The sequence below is a fragment of the Geitlerinema sp. PCC 9228 genome (genome assembly GCF_001870905.1).
Lineage (GTDB): Bacteria > Cyanobacteriota > Cyanobacteriia > Cyanobacteriales > PCC-9228 > PCC-9228.
Genome location: NZ_LNDC01000135.1, coordinates 1 through 12,686, shown reverse-complemented (window position 1 = coordinate 12,686; position 12,686 = coordinate 1). Strand labels below are relative to the sequence as shown.

Below are 12,686 nucleotides of genomic sequence, written 5' to 3'. Positions count from 1 at the left end.
CGGAAAGCTCTTTGCCTTCCGAATCGGTATTTGCTGCGAGGCTGCGGAGTGCTGTTCGGTATTGAGCTGAGCGATCTCAATCCTAAAAAATCTCCCGAAGCAGTAGCCATCCCTTAGACGCGACGGCGTTTGGGGGGACGACAGCCGTTGTGGGGAATGGGCGTTACATCGCGAATGAGGGTGATTTCCAGCCCGGCGGCTTGCAAAGCGCGGATGGCAGTTTCCCGACCGGCACCAGGACCGCTGACCATGACTTCAATTTGGCGCATGCCCTGGTCGCTGGCTTTGCGCGCGGCGTTTTCTGCTGCGGTTTGGGCGGCGAAGGGAGTTCCTTTTTTGGCACCTTTAAATCCAGTGGCACCGGCTGATGACCAGGAAACTACTTCTCCATTGGTGTCGCTAATGGTTACGATGGTGTTGTTAAATGTAGACTGGATGTACGCTACCCCATTCGGGACATTTTTCTTTTGTTTGCGAGCTCCGCCTTTTTTTGGTTTTGCCATAGGACTTTAACTTTGAGAACTTTGAAATTTGCTGCGAACGATGGATAGGAACAATGACATTGGCGATTTGCCAAGCGGGTTTTCAGGACCGCTAGTAGGCTCCCAAAGCAACTGAGGCTTCAGAAGTACGTTTCCTGCGGTGGAACCACGAAACAGATACCCCCTCGCCCAGAGAGTTGTCCCTCAGACCAAGTGGCTGCGGGTGCTGCGTGGGGAGTGGGTAGGTTGGTCGGGGCAAGGCCTCGATTGAGAAGGCCCTCTGTCTGACGGTTATTTGGGGGAAGGGGCTTTCCGCTTGTTGGCAATGGTTTTGCGACCGCCGCGCCGGCTGCGGGCGTTGGTGCGGGTTCTTTGACCGCGTACGGGCAATCCCATGCGGTGGCGACGCCCCCGATAGCAACCAATGTCCATGAGACGCTTGACGTTCATGGTTTCCCAACGTCGCAGGTCCCCTTCAACTTGGTAGTTGTTTTCGATGGTGTCCCGCAAAGTAGCGACTTCAGAATCTTGCAGGTCTTTGACCCTGGTGTCGGGACTAATTCTGGTCTGGGCTAAGATTTCCCGAGCCCGGGTATACCCAATGCCGTAAATGTAGGTAAGGGCGATTTCAATGCGCTTGTCGCGCGGTAAATCGACACTAGCAATCCGTGCCACGATTGTCTCCCTTGCTTTTTCTAGCTGCAATAACTACAAACAACACATATGGCCAGCCGATTGGCAGGCTCTAAGAGCGCGATGGTGGGGCTAACCTTGACGTTGCTTGTGTTTCGGGTTAGAACATATAACCATCACGCGGCCGCGACGGCGAATGACGCGGCATCGATCGCAAATTTTTTTGACGGATGCTCTTACTTTCATAACTATAATTTGGGCGTTTGGAAACCACTGCTGGATTTGGTGGAGGGAAAATGGCTCGGGCGGCTGGTGCTACCGTCAATTCCCCAAGCAGGGAGTCGGGGGAAATGGAATCCCAGTTGGGCGGAACGGTCTAGGTCCCCGGCTGTAGGGCAGTTGGTGACGAGCTCGCCACCGCGGCCGTCGCTGCTTGGGCTAGGGCACGGTTATCCCCCTGCTCGGACATCTCCGCTGGGTATTTTCGATCCGTTTGCCGGCCGCGCTGTCCGGAGAAAGGGCGGAGGTTCCTCGGCTGGTGGCGGGGAAGTCACAAGCCCCGGGCTTTCCCTGGGGACGATGCCGATAAAGGCAACACTACAAACTTAATATTATACCAATTTCCGGTTTAATTGCAAAGATTTGGTGGGGGAAAACAACAGGAAAGGACGCTATGCTGGGTTACTTTTTCCGCAAACGGTAGGTAATGCGGCCTTTGCTCAGGTCGTAGGGGGTCAGTTCCACTTTCACGCGATCGCCGGGGAGAATTTTGATATAGTTCCGGCGAATTTTGCCCGAAATATGGGCTAGGACGTTGTAGCCATTGTCCAGATCGACGCGAAACATAGCATTGGGGAGTGATTCGGTTACTGTGCCTTCTAATTCGATTAAATCCTGTTTAGCCAAGGTAGGTTTCCTCCATAACAGTGAGTGACTAAGACGAAGCTTGCCCAAATCTATTTTAGAAAAGAGGCTTTTGGTCCCAGCCACTCATCGATATCCTACCCAGGTCCAACTAGCCGGGTGAGGGCAGTTGGCCTGGCAGCGGTTATTTACCAGCTGTACTGGGGTTTTCTTGTAGGGTGCCTTGCAAAGCTGCGGTTACTTCTGCCATAGAGCGATCGCCATTGACCGATTGCAAGCGATCGCGCTGTCGGTAAAAATCAATCACCGGTGCCGTTTGTTCCCGATAAACTTGCAAGCGGCGGCGAATGGTTGTTTCCGTATCGTCGTCGCGCCCGCGTTGCAACAGGCGGGTCACCAACGTTTCGTCAGGAACCTCTAAATTCACCGCATAGTCGAAAGGCTGCTCGATTTCCCAGAGCAACTGTTCCAAAAAGGAAGCTTGATCCACATTTCGAGGAAACCCATCCAGGATCCACCCACGCTGTTTGGTATCTTCCTGGGTCAAGCGATCGCGAATCATCGCCAAAATCAAATCATCAGGGACCAAATCCCCCGCCTCCATATAGGATTTTGCCTGCTGTCCCAAAGACGTAGCTTCGGCAACATGCTGGCGCAAAATATCCCCCGTAGAAATATGGGGAATATTTTCTTTTTCCGCTAGGGTAGCAGCTTGAGTTCCCTTGCCTGCCCCTGGAGGTCCTAATAAAATTACTCGCATGGTTATTTATCGCTATGGTTTCTAAACTTCGAGACGTTCTACAATTTCGTATTCGCCATTCGTTCGTAGCGTTGGGAAATAACCGCCGTTTGCACTTGCTTCGCGGTTTCAATAGCCACTCCCACCAAAATCAGCAAGGAAGTAGCCCCAAAACCTTGGAAAGTGCGTACCTGGGTAGCGCTTTCCACTGCTGTCGGCACAATAGCTACGCAACCGAGGAAAATCGCCCCCAATAAAGTCAAGCGATTTAAAACCCGCTGCAGGTAATCGCTGGTTGCCTTGCCCGGACGAATTCCCGGAATACTAGAACCCATTTTTTTCAAATTTTGGGAAATATCCACGGGATTCATAATCAAAGATGTATAGAAATAGCTAAAGAAAACGATCAACACCAAATAAACCAAGGCATACAACCAAGGGGCCTGCCCGGCCGGATTGAGGTAGGCAGCTATTTCGCTCAACCAAGCATTGCCCGTTAGCTGTGCTAAAGACAGGGGCAAAAACAACACGGCAGAAGCAAAAATAATCGGCAGAACACCACCTTGGTTGAGGCGCAGCGGCAGGTAGCTCGTCCGTTCGCGGTACAAGCGGCGACCCACTTGTCGGCGTGCCGAAACAATGGGAATCCGGCGGTTGGCTTCTTGAACGAAGACAATACCGACAATCATCACCAAAAACACCAACGTCAGCACCAGCACCCCAGCCAAAAACTCGCGGTTGCCTTGTTGGGCGCTGACCTGTGCCTGTTCGATGGTTTGTCCCAATGACGTGGGCAAGGTAGCCACAATGTTGACAAAAATCAATAGGGAAGCCCCGTTGCCAATACCTTTTTCAGTAATCAGCTCCGAAACCCACATCACAAACATGGACCCGGCCGTTAGGGTCAGCACCGTTTGCAGGACAAAGAGAATGGGAGCATCGGGGTTTTCCGCATAGTTGCGCAGCCAAAAAGAAAAGGCGGTACTTTGAATAATGGCCCAGCCCAAGGCTACGTAACGGGTATATTGGGAAATTTTGCGCCTGCCCGCTTCCCCTTCATTTTTTTGCAAATCTTCCAGTTGCGGGAGGGCCGCCGTCATCAACTGCATAATAATTGATGCGTTAATGAACGGTAAAATCCCGAGCACAAAAATCCCCAAGGTGGCAAATCCACCCCCGGAGAAAATATTTAAAAAACCAATAAAAGGGGCATTTTGGATATCGGCAGCAAATCGTTCCCGGTCGATACCAGGAACTGGTAAATAAATCCCCAAGCGGACCAAAAAAATCAAGCCAATGGTTACCAGCAACCTACCGCGCAGTCCGGCCTCTTTCGCCATCTGCATGAAGGTTTCCTGGGCGCTTGGTGTTGTGGAATCGCGAGGAGTAACCATAAAGGAATACCTCAGGTAAGAGTACAGAGCCTAACGTTTAGCTTAACCCATTGCCACCAGAGGGCACATACCCGGCCGCTTGCTGCTTTTTAAGAAGAATCGGGGAGGCCAAGGCGATCGCTGTTTTGCGTTTCCCGGTCCGGTTAGCGGACGACTTACCAAGGCGGCTAGATTGGGGCTGGTGACTCTAGGACTGCCCTTCAATTTCGCAGCGGCCACCAGCGGCTTCAATTTTGGCGCGAGCGCTGCGGCTAAAGGCGGCGGCTTTTACGGTCAGGGGAACGTTCAGCTCGCCATCGCCCAAAATTTTTACCGGTGCCTTGATCTGATGGATAATGCCTGCTTCTTGCAGGGTTTGTGGGGTCACTTCGGCATGGCTTTCAAAGGTAGCTAAATGCCCCACATTCACTGCCATATATTCTTTCGAGTTTACCTTGGGGAAGTATTTCAACTTGGGCAAACGACGGTAAAGGGGTTGTTGACCGCCTTCAAAGCCAGGGCGGGGACCGGCACCGGAACGAGCTTTTTGTCCGCGCATGCCTTTGCCGCAGCTAGCGCCTTGTCCGGCAGAAATACCGCGTCCCAAGCGTCGCCGTTTTTGGTAAGAACTGGGTTTTGCCTTCACTTGGTGAATTTTCATAGCTATCGCTGTTGGCATCTTACAGATCGCTCACTTCATCATTGGTTTAGGAGTAGATTTGCTCTAGGGGCACATCGCGCTCTTGGGCAGCTTCCAAGAAGGTACGCAGTTCCGAGAGGGCATGGACGGTGGCCCTGGCGTTATTGAGGGGGTTGTTGGACCCCAGCTGCTTGGCCAGGACGTTGCGTACGCCCGCCAGTTCGAGTACTGTACGCACGGCACCACCGGCAATTACACCGGTTCCGGGGGCGGCGGGTCGCAGGAGGACTTCGGCGGCGGTTGCTTGACCGTAGGAGATATGGGGAATGGAGTTAGATTTGGTCAGGGGAACGTCCACCAGGTGTTTTTTGCCATCGGCAACCCCTTTTTTCACGGCGCTAATGACATCGCCGGCTTTGCCGACGCCTACGCCCACTTGACCTTTTTGGTTGCCCACAATCACGACGGCGCGGAAGTTCAGTTTTTTCCCGCCTTTGACGACTTTGCTAACCCGGCGGATTTGGACAACCCGTTCTTGCCAGTTGGAGTCTTTTTCGCGGGTGCGATTGTTTTTTTGACGACGCTCTGCCATAGATATGTCCTTGTTCGTTGGGATGCTCTGGTTGGTTTGCGTGTATGCCTGTGGTGGGGGATTGGGGGAGCTGCTGGCGGCCGGCGGTGGCAGCTGCGAGGGGGGTGGTTAGAAGTTCAATCCCCCTTCTCGAGCGCCTTCGGCGAGGGCAGCGACGCGGCCGTGGTAGACGTTGCCACCGCGGTCGAAGACGACTTTTTGCACGCCCTTTTCTAGAGCTCGCTGGGCCACTAGTTTACCTACAGAAGCGGCGGCTTCGCAGGTGGCGGTGGAGGAAAGCTGCGATCGCAGGTCTTTGTCCAGGGTAGAGGCGGCTACGATGGTATGGTGCTGGGTATCGTCGATGGCTTGCACGTAAATGTGTTGGTTGGATCGAAAGACGCACAAGCGGGGACGTTCGGGGGTACCAAAGACACGCTTGCGCACCCGATCGTGGCGTCTTTTAATTTGTTCTTTACGAGTTCGCTTCATAATCGCTTCTGCTTAAATGACTGGATGGCTAGGGAACAGACAAAGAAGGATCTGGGACTGCCAGCAACCAAGGGGCAAACCCACACATTATTTTTTCCCGGCTTTGCCGGCTTTGCGCCGTACTTGTTCTCCTTGGTAGCGAATCCCCTTGCCTTTGTAGGGTTCGGGGGGGCGCAGGTCGCGAATTTTGGCGGCGGTATCGCCGACTTTTTCTTTGTTGATGCCGCGGATGAAGATGTTGGTGTTGTTTTCTACGGCAAACTCGATGCCTTCTGGAGCTGCCATTTGCACGGGTTTGCTGAAGCCCAGGTTGAGCGTTAGCGTGTTGCCCTGCAGCTGGGCGCGGTAGCCGACCCCTTGGATTTCCAGGCGAATTTCAAATCCTTTGGATACGCCTTCGACCATGTTGGCGATGAGGGTGCGGCACAATCCGTGCAGCCGTTTGGCTTGTGGGGAGTCATCCCGGGGTCGGACGGTGACGGTGTTGTTTTCGTGTTCGATGATGACGCGATCGGGCAGAACCCGGGAGAGTTCTCCTTTCGGTCCTTTGACGCTAACTTGTTGTCCGTCTAGGGTGAGGTTGACTTTGTCGGGGATTTCAACAGGACGCTTGCCAATTCGAGACATAGTTTGGTTTCCTCAGGGCGAGTGTTCGCTGCGTTGGGCTGGGGCGGAAAGAGCGGTGGCGCTACCAAATGTAGCAGAGGACTTCTCCGCCAATGCCTTGGCGTCTGGCTTCGCGGTCGGTCATGATGCCTTTGGATGTGGAAATTACGGCTACGCCGATACCGCCCAATACGCGGGGTAGTTCTTTGCGGTTGGAGTACACGCGCAATCCCGGTTTGCTAACTCGCTTGAGCGTATGGATGGTGGGTTGGCGGTTTTTCCCTTTGTATTTCAAGGAAATGGTGATATTTTTCTTGACTCCTTCGCTGTGTTCTTCGTAGTCGGCGATGAAACCTTCTTCTTTGAGGACTTGGGCAATGCTACGTGTCATTCTGGTGGAAGGCACTTCCGTGGTGGGGTGCTTCACCAAACAGGCATTGCGAATCCGGGTGAGCATATCTGAGATTGTGTCGTTAGCCGCCATCTTCCCTCCTGATTCTATTCCCTTAATTGTCACGGAAGGGCATGCCTAATTCTCTGAGCAAGGCGCGACCCTCCTCGTCGGTATTGGCTGTGGTGACGATGGTGATGTCCATGCCACGGATTTGGTCGATGCTGTCGTAATCGACTTCTGGAAAAATAAGTTGTTCGCGAATGCCTAAGGTATAGTTGCCGCGACCGTCAAAGCTTTTGGGACTGATGCCGCGAAAGTCGCGAATGCGGGGCAGCGCTAGGTCGATCAGGCGTTCGAGAAAGGAATACATGCGTTCGCGCCGTAGCGTTACCATCAAGCCGATGGGCATGCCTTTGCGGATTTTGAAGCCAGCGATCGCTTTTTTGGCGCGGGTAACCACCGGTCTTTGTCCGGTAATTACGGATAGTTCCTGAATGGAGGAATCCAGTGCTTTGGCGTTCTGGGCGGCTTCTCCCAGGCCGCGATTGATGGTAATTTTGACCAGTTGGGGAACCTGATGGATGTTGCTGTAGTTAAACTGTTTCATCAGGTTCGGTACAATGCTTTCCCGATACTGTTTTTTGAGTTTTAGGGTCATGGTTGCTATCCTCGTTGTCCCTGGTCTTGGTCAGGGGGGTAATGGCCAGATGGGTGGCGTTGAATTTAGTCGATGATTTCGCCGGTTTTTTTAAGTTTGCGGACTTTGCGTCCGTCTTCGGTGAAGGTATAGCAAATCCGGCTGGCGACTTCGTTTTTGGTGGAATACAGCATGACGTTGGAGCTGTGCATGGGGGCTTCTTGGGTGACGATTTGCCCGGATTCGCCTTCCTGTTGGGGTTTCACGTGTTTGGTTTTGACGTTCATCCCCTTAACGATGACTTTGCTCTCTTTGGGGAGGGCGCGCAAAACTTCCCCAATTTTGCCTTTGTCTTTGCCAGAGATGGCCTGGACGGTATCTCCTTTTTTTACGTGCATTTTGTAGGGTTTGGCGGGTTTTTGCTGTTTGCGCTTTCTCTTGGATGCCATTAGAGAACCTCCGGTGCCAAAGAAACGATTTTGGTGAAGTTGCGATCGCGCAATTCCCTTGCCACCGGACCAAACACCCGGGTACCGCGGGGGTTGTTGTCGGGGTTGATGACCACGGCGGCGTTATCGTCAAAGCGGATGCTCATGCCGCTTTCGCGACGCAGTCCTTTGCGGGTTCTAACAATCACAGCCCGCACGATATCGGATTTCTTCACGGCCATGTTGGGAATGGCGTCTTTAACCACGGCAATCACCACATCGCCAACGCCTGCATAGCGACGGTTACCGCTGCCTAAGACGCGGATGCACATTAAGCTTTTCGCGCCGCTGTTATCGGCTACTTTGAGGTACGATTCTTTCTGGATCACGTTTGCTCTCCTACTTGTTCCAAGCGAGAAGGACTTTCTATGATTTCCAAAACTTTCCAGCGTTTGGTACGGCTGAGGGGTCGCGTTTCTTGGATGCGTACGCGATCGCCTTCGAGGCAGCGTTCTTCCTCATCGTGAACCTTATATTTCTTCGTACGCACCACAATTTTGCCGTACTTCGGGTGGGCGGTGCGGTTTTCCACTGCCACCACCACGGTCTTTTGCATTTTGTTGCTGACTACAACACCAACTCTTTCTTTCGTTGCCATGGAAATAACTCCTTCATCCCATTAGGTGGCAGAGGTTTGTGATGGTTCGGATGCTTCCTCGCTCTGGGTGCTGGTTTGTTGTTTTCTTTCATGTTCCACGGTCATCAACTGGGCCAAACGGTGTTTGGCGTGCTTGATTTCGTGGGGTTTCTCCAAACGACCCGTTGCTTTTTCCAAGCGCAATTCAAACAATCGCTGTTTGAGGCGCACAATTTCTTGAGCGATTTCCTCGTCGCTTAACTGCCGAACTTCAGAAATTTTAGGAAACGCCATAGTTATGTTTGCTCCTGTTCGCGCGTAATAATCTTCGTCTTCACAGGCAACTTATGGGAAGCTAGGCGCAGTGCTTCCAAGGCCACCTCTTTAGATACGCCTCCCATTTCAAATAAGACCCGACCGGGTTTGACGACAGCCACCCAATATTCGGGGGTTCCTTTCCCGGATCCCATCCGGGTTTCGGCGGGGCGCATGGTAATGGGCTTGTCTGGGAAGATACGAATCCAAATTTTGCCACCCCGGCGGACGTAGCGGGTCATGGCGCGACGGCTGGCCTCGATTTGGCGGGCGGTAATCCAATGAGGTTCTAAAGTAATTAAGCCATACTCACCAAAGTTTAAATTGTTCCCTCTGGTGGCTTTACCTCTCATGCGCCCGCGCTGCTGCTTGCGGTATTTGGTCCGTTTTGGAAAAAGCATAACAATTATCCTTTAAACATCTAACTGGCGCAACTGACAACCGGTCGGGGTATTTATGCCCCCACGCCATCCCGACGCCGTTGTTGCCGGCGAATGGGCTGGGATTCGGCGGCAGCCGAGGTATCTTCCTCGCCGGGAATAATTTCTCCTTTAAAGATCCAGACCTTAACGCCCAAAATGCCGTACTGGGTGTGGGCGGTGCGGTAGGAATAGTCTAGGTCGGCCCGCAGGGTGTGCAGGGGAACCCGTCCTTCTCGGGTCCATTCTGTCCGGGCAATTTCTGCCCCGTTCAAACGCCCGCTGACTTGAATTTTAATTCCTTCTACACCAGCTTTTTGGGCTCTTTGGATGGCTTGGCGGACCACCCGACGGAAGGAAACCCGACGTTCTAGTTGCTGGGTGATGTATTCCGCGAGCAGGTTGGCATCGGCATCCACGCGGGTCACTTCCACGACGTTGATGCGAATTTGGCGGTTGCCTCCCAGCAAATCCTGCAAGCCGGTTCTCAAGGCTTCGATGCCGCTGCCGCCGCGACCGACGACCACTCCGGGACGGGCGGTGCGTACTTCTAAGTCGATTTGGTCGGCTTTGCGCTCGATGCGGATTTCGGAAATCCCAGCGTTGCTAAGCTGCTTGTAAACGTAGTCGCGGATTTGGAAGTCTTCTTGTAATAGTTCTGGGTAGCGACCGCTGTTGGCAAACCAAATGGAACGGTGTTCTTGATTGATGCCAAGGCGGAAACCCGTTGGATGTATTTTCTGTCCCACGAATCTCTCCTTACAATGAATCCACCAGTGAGGTTGTCTACTCCTCTTCTAGCTGAGGCGCGACGGCGATGGTAATGTGGCAGGTGGGTTTGCGCACTTGATAAACCCGTCCTTGTGCCCGGGGTCGATAGCGCCGCAGGTAAATGCCTTGGTCGGCGAAAGCTTTGCTGACCACCAAGCTGGCACGGTCCAAACCTTCGTTGTGTTCGGCGTTGGCGGCGGCGGAACGCAAGACTTTCAGAATCGGTTCGCAGGCGCGGTAGGGCATAAAGCGAAGTACAATCAAAGCATCTTGATAGGTACGGCCGCGGATCTGGTCGAGGACGCGACGCACTTTGGTGGGGGACATGCGTATGTGACGGGCGATCGCCTTCACTTCTTGGGTATCGTCAACAGCAACAGCCATATCTTTCTCCTAATTGTTGCTCCTAGCAAGTGGCGAAAATCTGCTTGCAGACCGAGGGGAGTCCTAGCGACCGGCCTTTTTGTCTTTGGCGTGTCCCCGGTAGGTCCGGGTGGGGGCAAACTCGCCTAACTTGTGCCCCACCATTTGTTCGGTGATGTAAACGGGAACGTGCTGCCTGCCGTTGTGAACGGCGATGGTATGCCCCACCATATCGGGGAGAACTGTGGAAGCACGGGACCAGGTTTTAATCACCTGTTTATCACCCTTTTCGTTCAGCTTTTCAATTTTTTTGAGCAAACTATCTGCTACGAAAGGGCCTTTTTTCAGAGAACGACCCATTGCGATCCCTCCATTTGGTTCAACCAATCAATGCAGCAATTGAATTATTTGTTCCGACGGCGAACAATAAATTTATCGCTGTTTTTCTTACGTTTGCGGGTCTTGTAGCCCAAGGTGGGTTTGCCCCAGGGGGTTACCGGACTGGGTTTGCCAATGGGGGCCCGACCTTCGCCGCCGCCGTGGGGGTGGTCCACGGGGTTCATCACGCTGCCGCGTACGTGGGGACGGCGTCCTTTCCAGCGTTTTCTACCAGCTTTGCCCTGGTTAATATTGCGCTGTTCGGAGTTGCCCACTTGTCCGATGGTGGCATAGCACTCTTTGCGGACCATGCGGGCTTCTCCGGAGGGCAGTTTGATGGTAACGTAGTTACCTTCTTTGGCGGCTACTTGGGCCATGCTGCCGGCGGCGCGAACGATTTGCCCGCCACGGCCGGGAACCAGTTCCACGTTGTGGATGGCGGTTCCCAGGGGAATCCGGCTTAAGGGCAGGGCATTGCCCAGTTCGATGGGAACGTCGGGACCGGCGGTGATAAAGCTACCTACTTGCAAGCCGGTGGGATACAGGATGTACCGTTTTTCCCCGTCTTGATAGTACAGCAGGGCAATACGCGCGTTGCGGTTGGGGTCGTATTCGATGGCTGCGACTTTGGCGGGAATGTTGTGTTTGTCCCGGCGGAAGTCTACATACCGATAGCGACGCTTGTTGCCCCCACCGCGATGGCGGCAGGTGATGGTACCGCGGTTGTTTCTGCCTTTGGCACGATGCTTGCCTTTGGTGAGGGCTTTTTCTGGTTGTGCGCGGGTGATTTCCGAAAAGTCGGATAGGCTGTAATCCCGCGTTCCCGGTGTGTAAGGTCTGAGGGTACGAATAGCCATAACAATTGCTGGTGTGAGCGACAATCGGGGGCGACAGAGTCCAGGTTTATACTTCTGGGAACAAGGTGATGCTGTCGTCGCCGGCTAGGGTAACGATCGCTTTTTTATAGCGGGGTTTGTGCCCGAAGAAGCGACCGACGCGGCGATATTTGCGTGGGGGATTGACGGTGCGGACTTTGTCCACTTTGACGTCGAACAGCTGCTCGATGGCGGCTCGAATTTGTGGTTTGGTTGCCTGCGGTGCCACCTCAAAGGTGTATTTGTTTTCTTCCATGAGGATGGTGGCTTTTTCGGTTACGATGGGGCGGCGGATGATATCGGCTAGGGTCCGCAGGTCTTCTGGTTGGTTAGTCGTCACCATACACCTCCTGGATTTGGTTCAAGGCGGTTGAGGTTACCACCAGGCGGTCGGCGGTCAATAGGTCGTAAACATTTAGGTTGTTGACGTAGATGAGCTTGACGCCTGGTAGGTTGCGCATGGAGAGGGTTACGTTGGGATCCGGTTTCGGCGCGATCGCCAAAACCCGACAACGATCGGGATCGATGCCCCATCGCTGCAAGGCGGCATAGACTTCTTTGGTTTTCGGACGTGGCAGCCGGTCGTTGAAGTCTTCCACCACCACGGCGTCTTGCAAGCAGTCTTGAAAGGCGGTGCGCAAGGCTAGCCGTCTTTCTTTGCGGTTCATTTTGATTTCAAAGTCGCGGGGTTTGGGACCGAAAATTACGCCACCACCGCGCCACAAGGGCGAGCGAATGGACCCTGCCCGGGCGCGACCGGTTCCTTTTTGCCGCCACGGTTTGCGTCCGCCACCGCGAACTTCGGAACGAGTTTTGGCAGAGGCTGTCCCTTGGCGGGAATTGGTCATCTGACGCACGAGGGCGCGATGCACGATGTGAGAGGCGTTTTCCGGTTTGGCGACCCGCCACTCGAAGTTGATTTGGGAGACTTCTTCTCCTTCCCAGTTTTTGACAGCGCAGTTAACCATATTTGTTCTGCTACTTACTAATAGGTTATTTACTGGACAATAATTGACTTTTATTGACTTGATAGTCGTAGCCATCTTTCTTAAAGATTGGCTGGATGTGA

23 protein-coding genes are annotated in these 12,686 nt (G+C 53.5%); all 23 read right to left on the bottom strand.

From position 1 onward, the window contains the following. Positions 1 to 113: 113 nt before the first annotated feature. The 23 genes from rpsK to rplD all read right to left on the bottom strand — a co-directional run bounded on the left by rpsK (position 114) and on the right by rplD (position 12,585). Positions 114 to 503 (bottom strand): 30S ribosomal protein S11, encoded by a 390-nt coding sequence (gene rpsK, locus AS151_RS14690; protein ID WP_071517815.1) that lies wholly within the window; start codon positions 501 to 503, stop codon positions 114 to 116. Positions 504 to 773: 270 nt separating this feature from the next. Beyond that, positions 774 to 1,157, bottom strand: coding sequence for a 30S ribosomal protein S13 (gene rpsM, locus AS151_RS14685; RefSeq protein ID WP_071517814.1), 384 nt, complete (start codon positions 1,155 to 1,157; stop codon positions 774 to 776). Between the two features lie 90 nt (positions 1,158 to 1,247). Further along, the gene (gene rpmJ, locus AS151_RS20895) at positions 1,248 to 1,361 is read right to left on the bottom strand and encodes a 50S ribosomal protein L36 (protein ID WP_084639614.1); all 114 of its coding nucleotides are present in this window, start codon (positions 1,359 to 1,361) and stop codon (positions 1,248 to 1,250) included. A 435-nt stretch (positions 1,362 to 1,796) separates the two neighbouring features. Then, on the bottom strand, positions 1,797 to 2,021 hold the full coding sequence (gene infA / locus AS151_RS14675; protein WP_071517812.1) for a translation initiation factor IF-1: 225 nt from the start codon (positions 2,019 to 2,021) through the stop codon (positions 1,797 to 1,799). 142 nt (positions 2,022 to 2,163) lie between these two features. Further along, positions 2,164 to 2,739: an adenylate kinase gene (locus AS151_RS14670; protein ID WP_071517811.1), complete on the bottom strand. Its 576-nt coding sequence runs from the start codon at positions 2,737 to 2,739 to the stop codon at positions 2,164 to 2,166. A gap of 38 nt (positions 2,740 to 2,777) precedes the next feature. Then, positions 2,778 to 4,112, bottom strand: coding sequence for a preprotein translocase subunit SecY (gene secY / locus AS151_RS14665; protein ID WP_071517810.1), 1,335 nt, complete (start codon positions 4,110 to 4,112; stop codon positions 2,778 to 2,780). A gap of 187 nt (positions 4,113 to 4,299) precedes the next feature. Then, positions 4,300 to 4,752 (bottom strand): 50S ribosomal protein L15, encoded by a 453-nt coding sequence (rplO, locus tag AS151_RS14660; RefSeq protein WP_071517809.1) that lies wholly within the window; start codon positions 4,750 to 4,752, stop codon positions 4,300 to 4,302. A 46-nt stretch (positions 4,753 to 4,798) separates the two neighbouring features. After that, entirely contained in the window at positions 4,799 to 5,323 is a 525-nt protein-coding gene (gene rpsE, locus AS151_RS14655; protein ID WP_071517808.1) for a 30S ribosomal protein S5, read from the bottom strand. Between the two features lie 108 nt (positions 5,324 to 5,431). After that, the gene (gene rplR, locus AS151_RS14650; protein ID WP_071517807.1) at positions 5,432 to 5,794 is read right to left on the bottom strand and encodes a 50S ribosomal protein L18; all 363 of its coding nucleotides are present in this window, start codon (positions 5,792 to 5,794) and stop codon (positions 5,432 to 5,434) included. Positions 5,795 to 5,881: 87 nt separating this feature from the next. Continuing rightward, positions 5,882 to 6,421 carry a 50S ribosomal protein L6 gene (rplF, locus tag AS151_RS14645; RefSeq protein ID WP_071517806.1) on the bottom strand — a complete coding sequence of 180 codons (540 nt, stop codon included), beginning with the start codon at positions 6,419 to 6,421 and terminating at the stop codon, positions 5,882 to 5,884. Between the two features lie 61 nt (positions 6,422 to 6,482). Next, complete coding sequence (gene rpsH, locus AS151_RS14640; protein WP_071517805.1) at positions 6,483 to 6,884, bottom strand: 30S ribosomal protein S8; 402 nt, start codon at positions 6,882 to 6,884, stop codon at positions 6,483 to 6,485. A 22-nt stretch (positions 6,885 to 6,906) separates the two neighbouring features. Next, entirely contained in the window at positions 6,907 to 7,452 is a 546-nt protein-coding gene (gene rplE / locus AS151_RS14635) for a 50S ribosomal protein L5 (RefSeq protein ID WP_071517804.1), read from the bottom strand. A gap of 65 nt (positions 7,453 to 7,517) precedes the next feature. After that, on the bottom strand, positions 7,518 to 7,880 hold the full coding sequence (rplX, locus tag AS151_RS14630; RefSeq protein WP_071517803.1) for a 50S ribosomal protein L24: 363 nt from the start codon (positions 7,878 to 7,880) through the stop codon (positions 7,518 to 7,520). Next, on the bottom strand, positions 7,880 to 8,248 hold the full coding sequence (gene rplN, locus AS151_RS14625; protein ID WP_071517802.1) for a 50S ribosomal protein L14: 369 nt from the start codon (positions 8,246 to 8,248) through the stop codon (positions 7,880 to 7,882). Before rplN ends, rplX begins: the two co-directional genes overlap by 1 nt. After that, the gene (rpsQ, locus tag AS151_RS14620) at positions 8,245 to 8,517 is read right to left on the bottom strand and encodes a 30S ribosomal protein S17 (RefSeq protein ID WP_071517801.1); all 273 of its coding nucleotides are present in this window, start codon (positions 8,515 to 8,517) and stop codon (positions 8,245 to 8,247) included. The genes rplN and rpsQ overlap by 4 nt, the downstream gene beginning before the upstream one ends. A gap of 21 nt (positions 8,518 to 8,538) precedes the next feature. Continuing rightward, entirely contained in the window at positions 8,539 to 8,790 is a 252-nt protein-coding gene (rpmC, locus tag AS151_RS14615; protein ID WP_071517800.1) for a 50S ribosomal protein L29, read from the bottom strand. Between the two features lie 2 nt (positions 8,791 to 8,792). Next, positions 8,793 to 9,212, bottom strand: coding sequence for a 50S ribosomal protein L16 (rplP, locus tag AS151_RS14610; RefSeq protein ID WP_071517799.1), 420 nt, complete (start codon positions 9,210 to 9,212; stop codon positions 8,793 to 8,795). A gap of 53 nt (positions 9,213 to 9,265) precedes the next feature. Further along, positions 9,266 to 9,979, bottom strand: coding sequence for a 30S ribosomal protein S3 (gene rpsC / locus AS151_RS14605; protein ID WP_071517798.1), 714 nt, complete (start codon positions 9,977 to 9,979; stop codon positions 9,266 to 9,268). Positions 9,980 to 10,016: 37 nt separating this feature from the next. Continuing rightward, the gene (rplV, locus tag AS151_RS14600; RefSeq protein ID WP_071517797.1) at positions 10,017 to 10,385 is read right to left on the bottom strand and encodes a 50S ribosomal protein L22; all 369 of its coding nucleotides are present in this window, start codon (positions 10,383 to 10,385) and stop codon (positions 10,017 to 10,019) included. A 63-nt stretch (positions 10,386 to 10,448) separates the two neighbouring features. Then, positions 10,449 to 10,724 (bottom strand): 30S ribosomal protein S19, encoded by a 276-nt coding sequence (gene rpsS / locus AS151_RS14595; RefSeq protein WP_071517796.1) that lies wholly within the window; start codon positions 10,722 to 10,724, stop codon positions 10,449 to 10,451. A 44-nt stretch (positions 10,725 to 10,768) separates the two neighbouring features. Next, complete coding sequence (gene rplB / locus AS151_RS14590) at positions 10,769 to 11,599, bottom strand: 50S ribosomal protein L2 (RefSeq protein WP_071517795.1); 831 nt, start codon at positions 11,597 to 11,599, stop codon at positions 10,769 to 10,771. Between the two features lie 46 nt (positions 11,600 to 11,645). Beyond that, positions 11,646 to 11,960: a 50S ribosomal protein L23 gene (locus AS151_RS14585; RefSeq protein WP_071517863.1), complete on the bottom strand. Its 315-nt coding sequence runs from the start codon at positions 11,958 to 11,960 to the stop codon at positions 11,646 to 11,648. Then, positions 11,947 to 12,585: a 50S ribosomal protein L4 gene (gene rplD / locus AS151_RS14580; protein ID WP_071517794.1), complete on the bottom strand. Its 639-nt coding sequence runs from the start codon at positions 12,583 to 12,585 to the stop codon at positions 11,947 to 11,949. The genes AS151_RS14585 and rplD overlap by 14 nt, the downstream gene beginning before the upstream one ends. Positions 12,586 to 12,686 lie beyond the last annotated feature (101 nt).

Excerpts from the sequence above, each read along its gene's own strand:
- rpsK (WP_071517815.1), bottom strand. The coding sequence starts at position 503 with ATGGCAAAACCAAAAAAAGGCGGAGCTCGCAAACAAAAGAAAAATGTC.
- rpmJ (WP_084639614.1), bottom strand. The coding sequence starts at position 1,361 with ATGAAAGTAAGAGCATCCGTCAAAAAAATTTGCGATCGATGCCGCGTC.
- AS151_RS14670 (WP_071517811.1), bottom strand. The coding sequence starts at position 2,739 with ATGCGAGTAATTTTATTAGGACCTCCAGGGGCAGGCAAGGGAACTCAA.
- secY (WP_071517810.1), bottom strand. The coding sequence starts at position 4,112 with ATGGTTACTCCTCGCGATTCCACAACACCAAGCGCCCAGGAAACCTTC.
- rplO (WP_071517809.1), bottom strand. The coding sequence starts at position 4,752 with ATGAAAATTCACCAAGTGAAGGCAAAACCCAGTTCTTACCAAAAACGG.
- rpsE (WP_071517808.1), bottom strand. The coding sequence starts at position 5,323 with ATGGCAGAGCGTCGTCAAAAAAACAATCGCACCCGCGAAAAAGACTCC.
- rplR (WP_071517807.1), bottom strand. The coding sequence starts at position 5,794 with ATGAAGCGAACTCGTAAAGAACAAATTAAAAGACGCCACGATCGGGTG.
- rplF (WP_071517806.1), bottom strand. The coding sequence starts at position 6,421 with ATGTCTCGAATTGGCAAGCGTCCTGTTGAAATCCCCGACAAAGTCAAC.
- rpsH (WP_071517805.1), bottom strand. The coding sequence starts at position 6,884 with ATGGCGGCTAACGACACAATCTCAGATATGCTCACCCGGATTCGCAAT.
- rplE (WP_071517804.1), bottom strand. The coding sequence starts at position 7,452 with ATGACCCTAAAACTCAAAAAACAGTATCGGGAAAGCATTGTACCGAAC.
- rplX (WP_071517803.1), bottom strand. The coding sequence starts at position 7,880 with ATGGCATCCAAGAGAAAGCGCAAACAGCAAAAACCCGCCAAACCCTAC.
- rpsQ (WP_071517801.1), bottom strand. The coding sequence starts at position 8,517 with ATGGCAACGAAAGAAAGAGTTGGTGTTGTAGTCAGCAACAAAATGCAA.
- rpmC (WP_071517800.1), bottom strand. The coding sequence starts at position 8,790 with ATGGCGTTTCCTAAAATTTCTGAAGTTCGGCAGTTAAGCGACGAGGAA.
- rplP (WP_071517799.1), bottom strand. The coding sequence starts at position 9,212 with ATGCTTTTTCCAAAACGGACCAAATACCGCAAGCAGCAGCGCGGGCGC.
- rplV (WP_071517797.1), bottom strand. The coding sequence starts at position 10,385 with ATGGCTGTTGCTGTTGACGATACCCAAGAAGTGAAGGCGATCGCCCGT.
- rpsS (WP_071517796.1), bottom strand. The coding sequence starts at position 10,724 with ATGGGTCGTTCTCTGAAAAAAGGCCCTTTCGTAGCAGATAGTTTGCTC.
- rplB (WP_071517795.1), bottom strand. The coding sequence starts at position 11,599 with ATGGCTATTCGTACCCTCAGACCTTACACACCGGGAACGCGGGATTAC.
- AS151_RS14585 (WP_071517863.1), bottom strand. The coding sequence starts at position 11,960 with ATGGTGACGACTAACCAACCAGAAGACCTGCGGACCCTAGCCGATATC.
- rplD (WP_071517794.1), bottom strand. The coding sequence starts at position 12,585 with ATGGTTAACTGCGCTGTCAAAAACTGGGAAGGAGAAGAAGTCTCCCAA.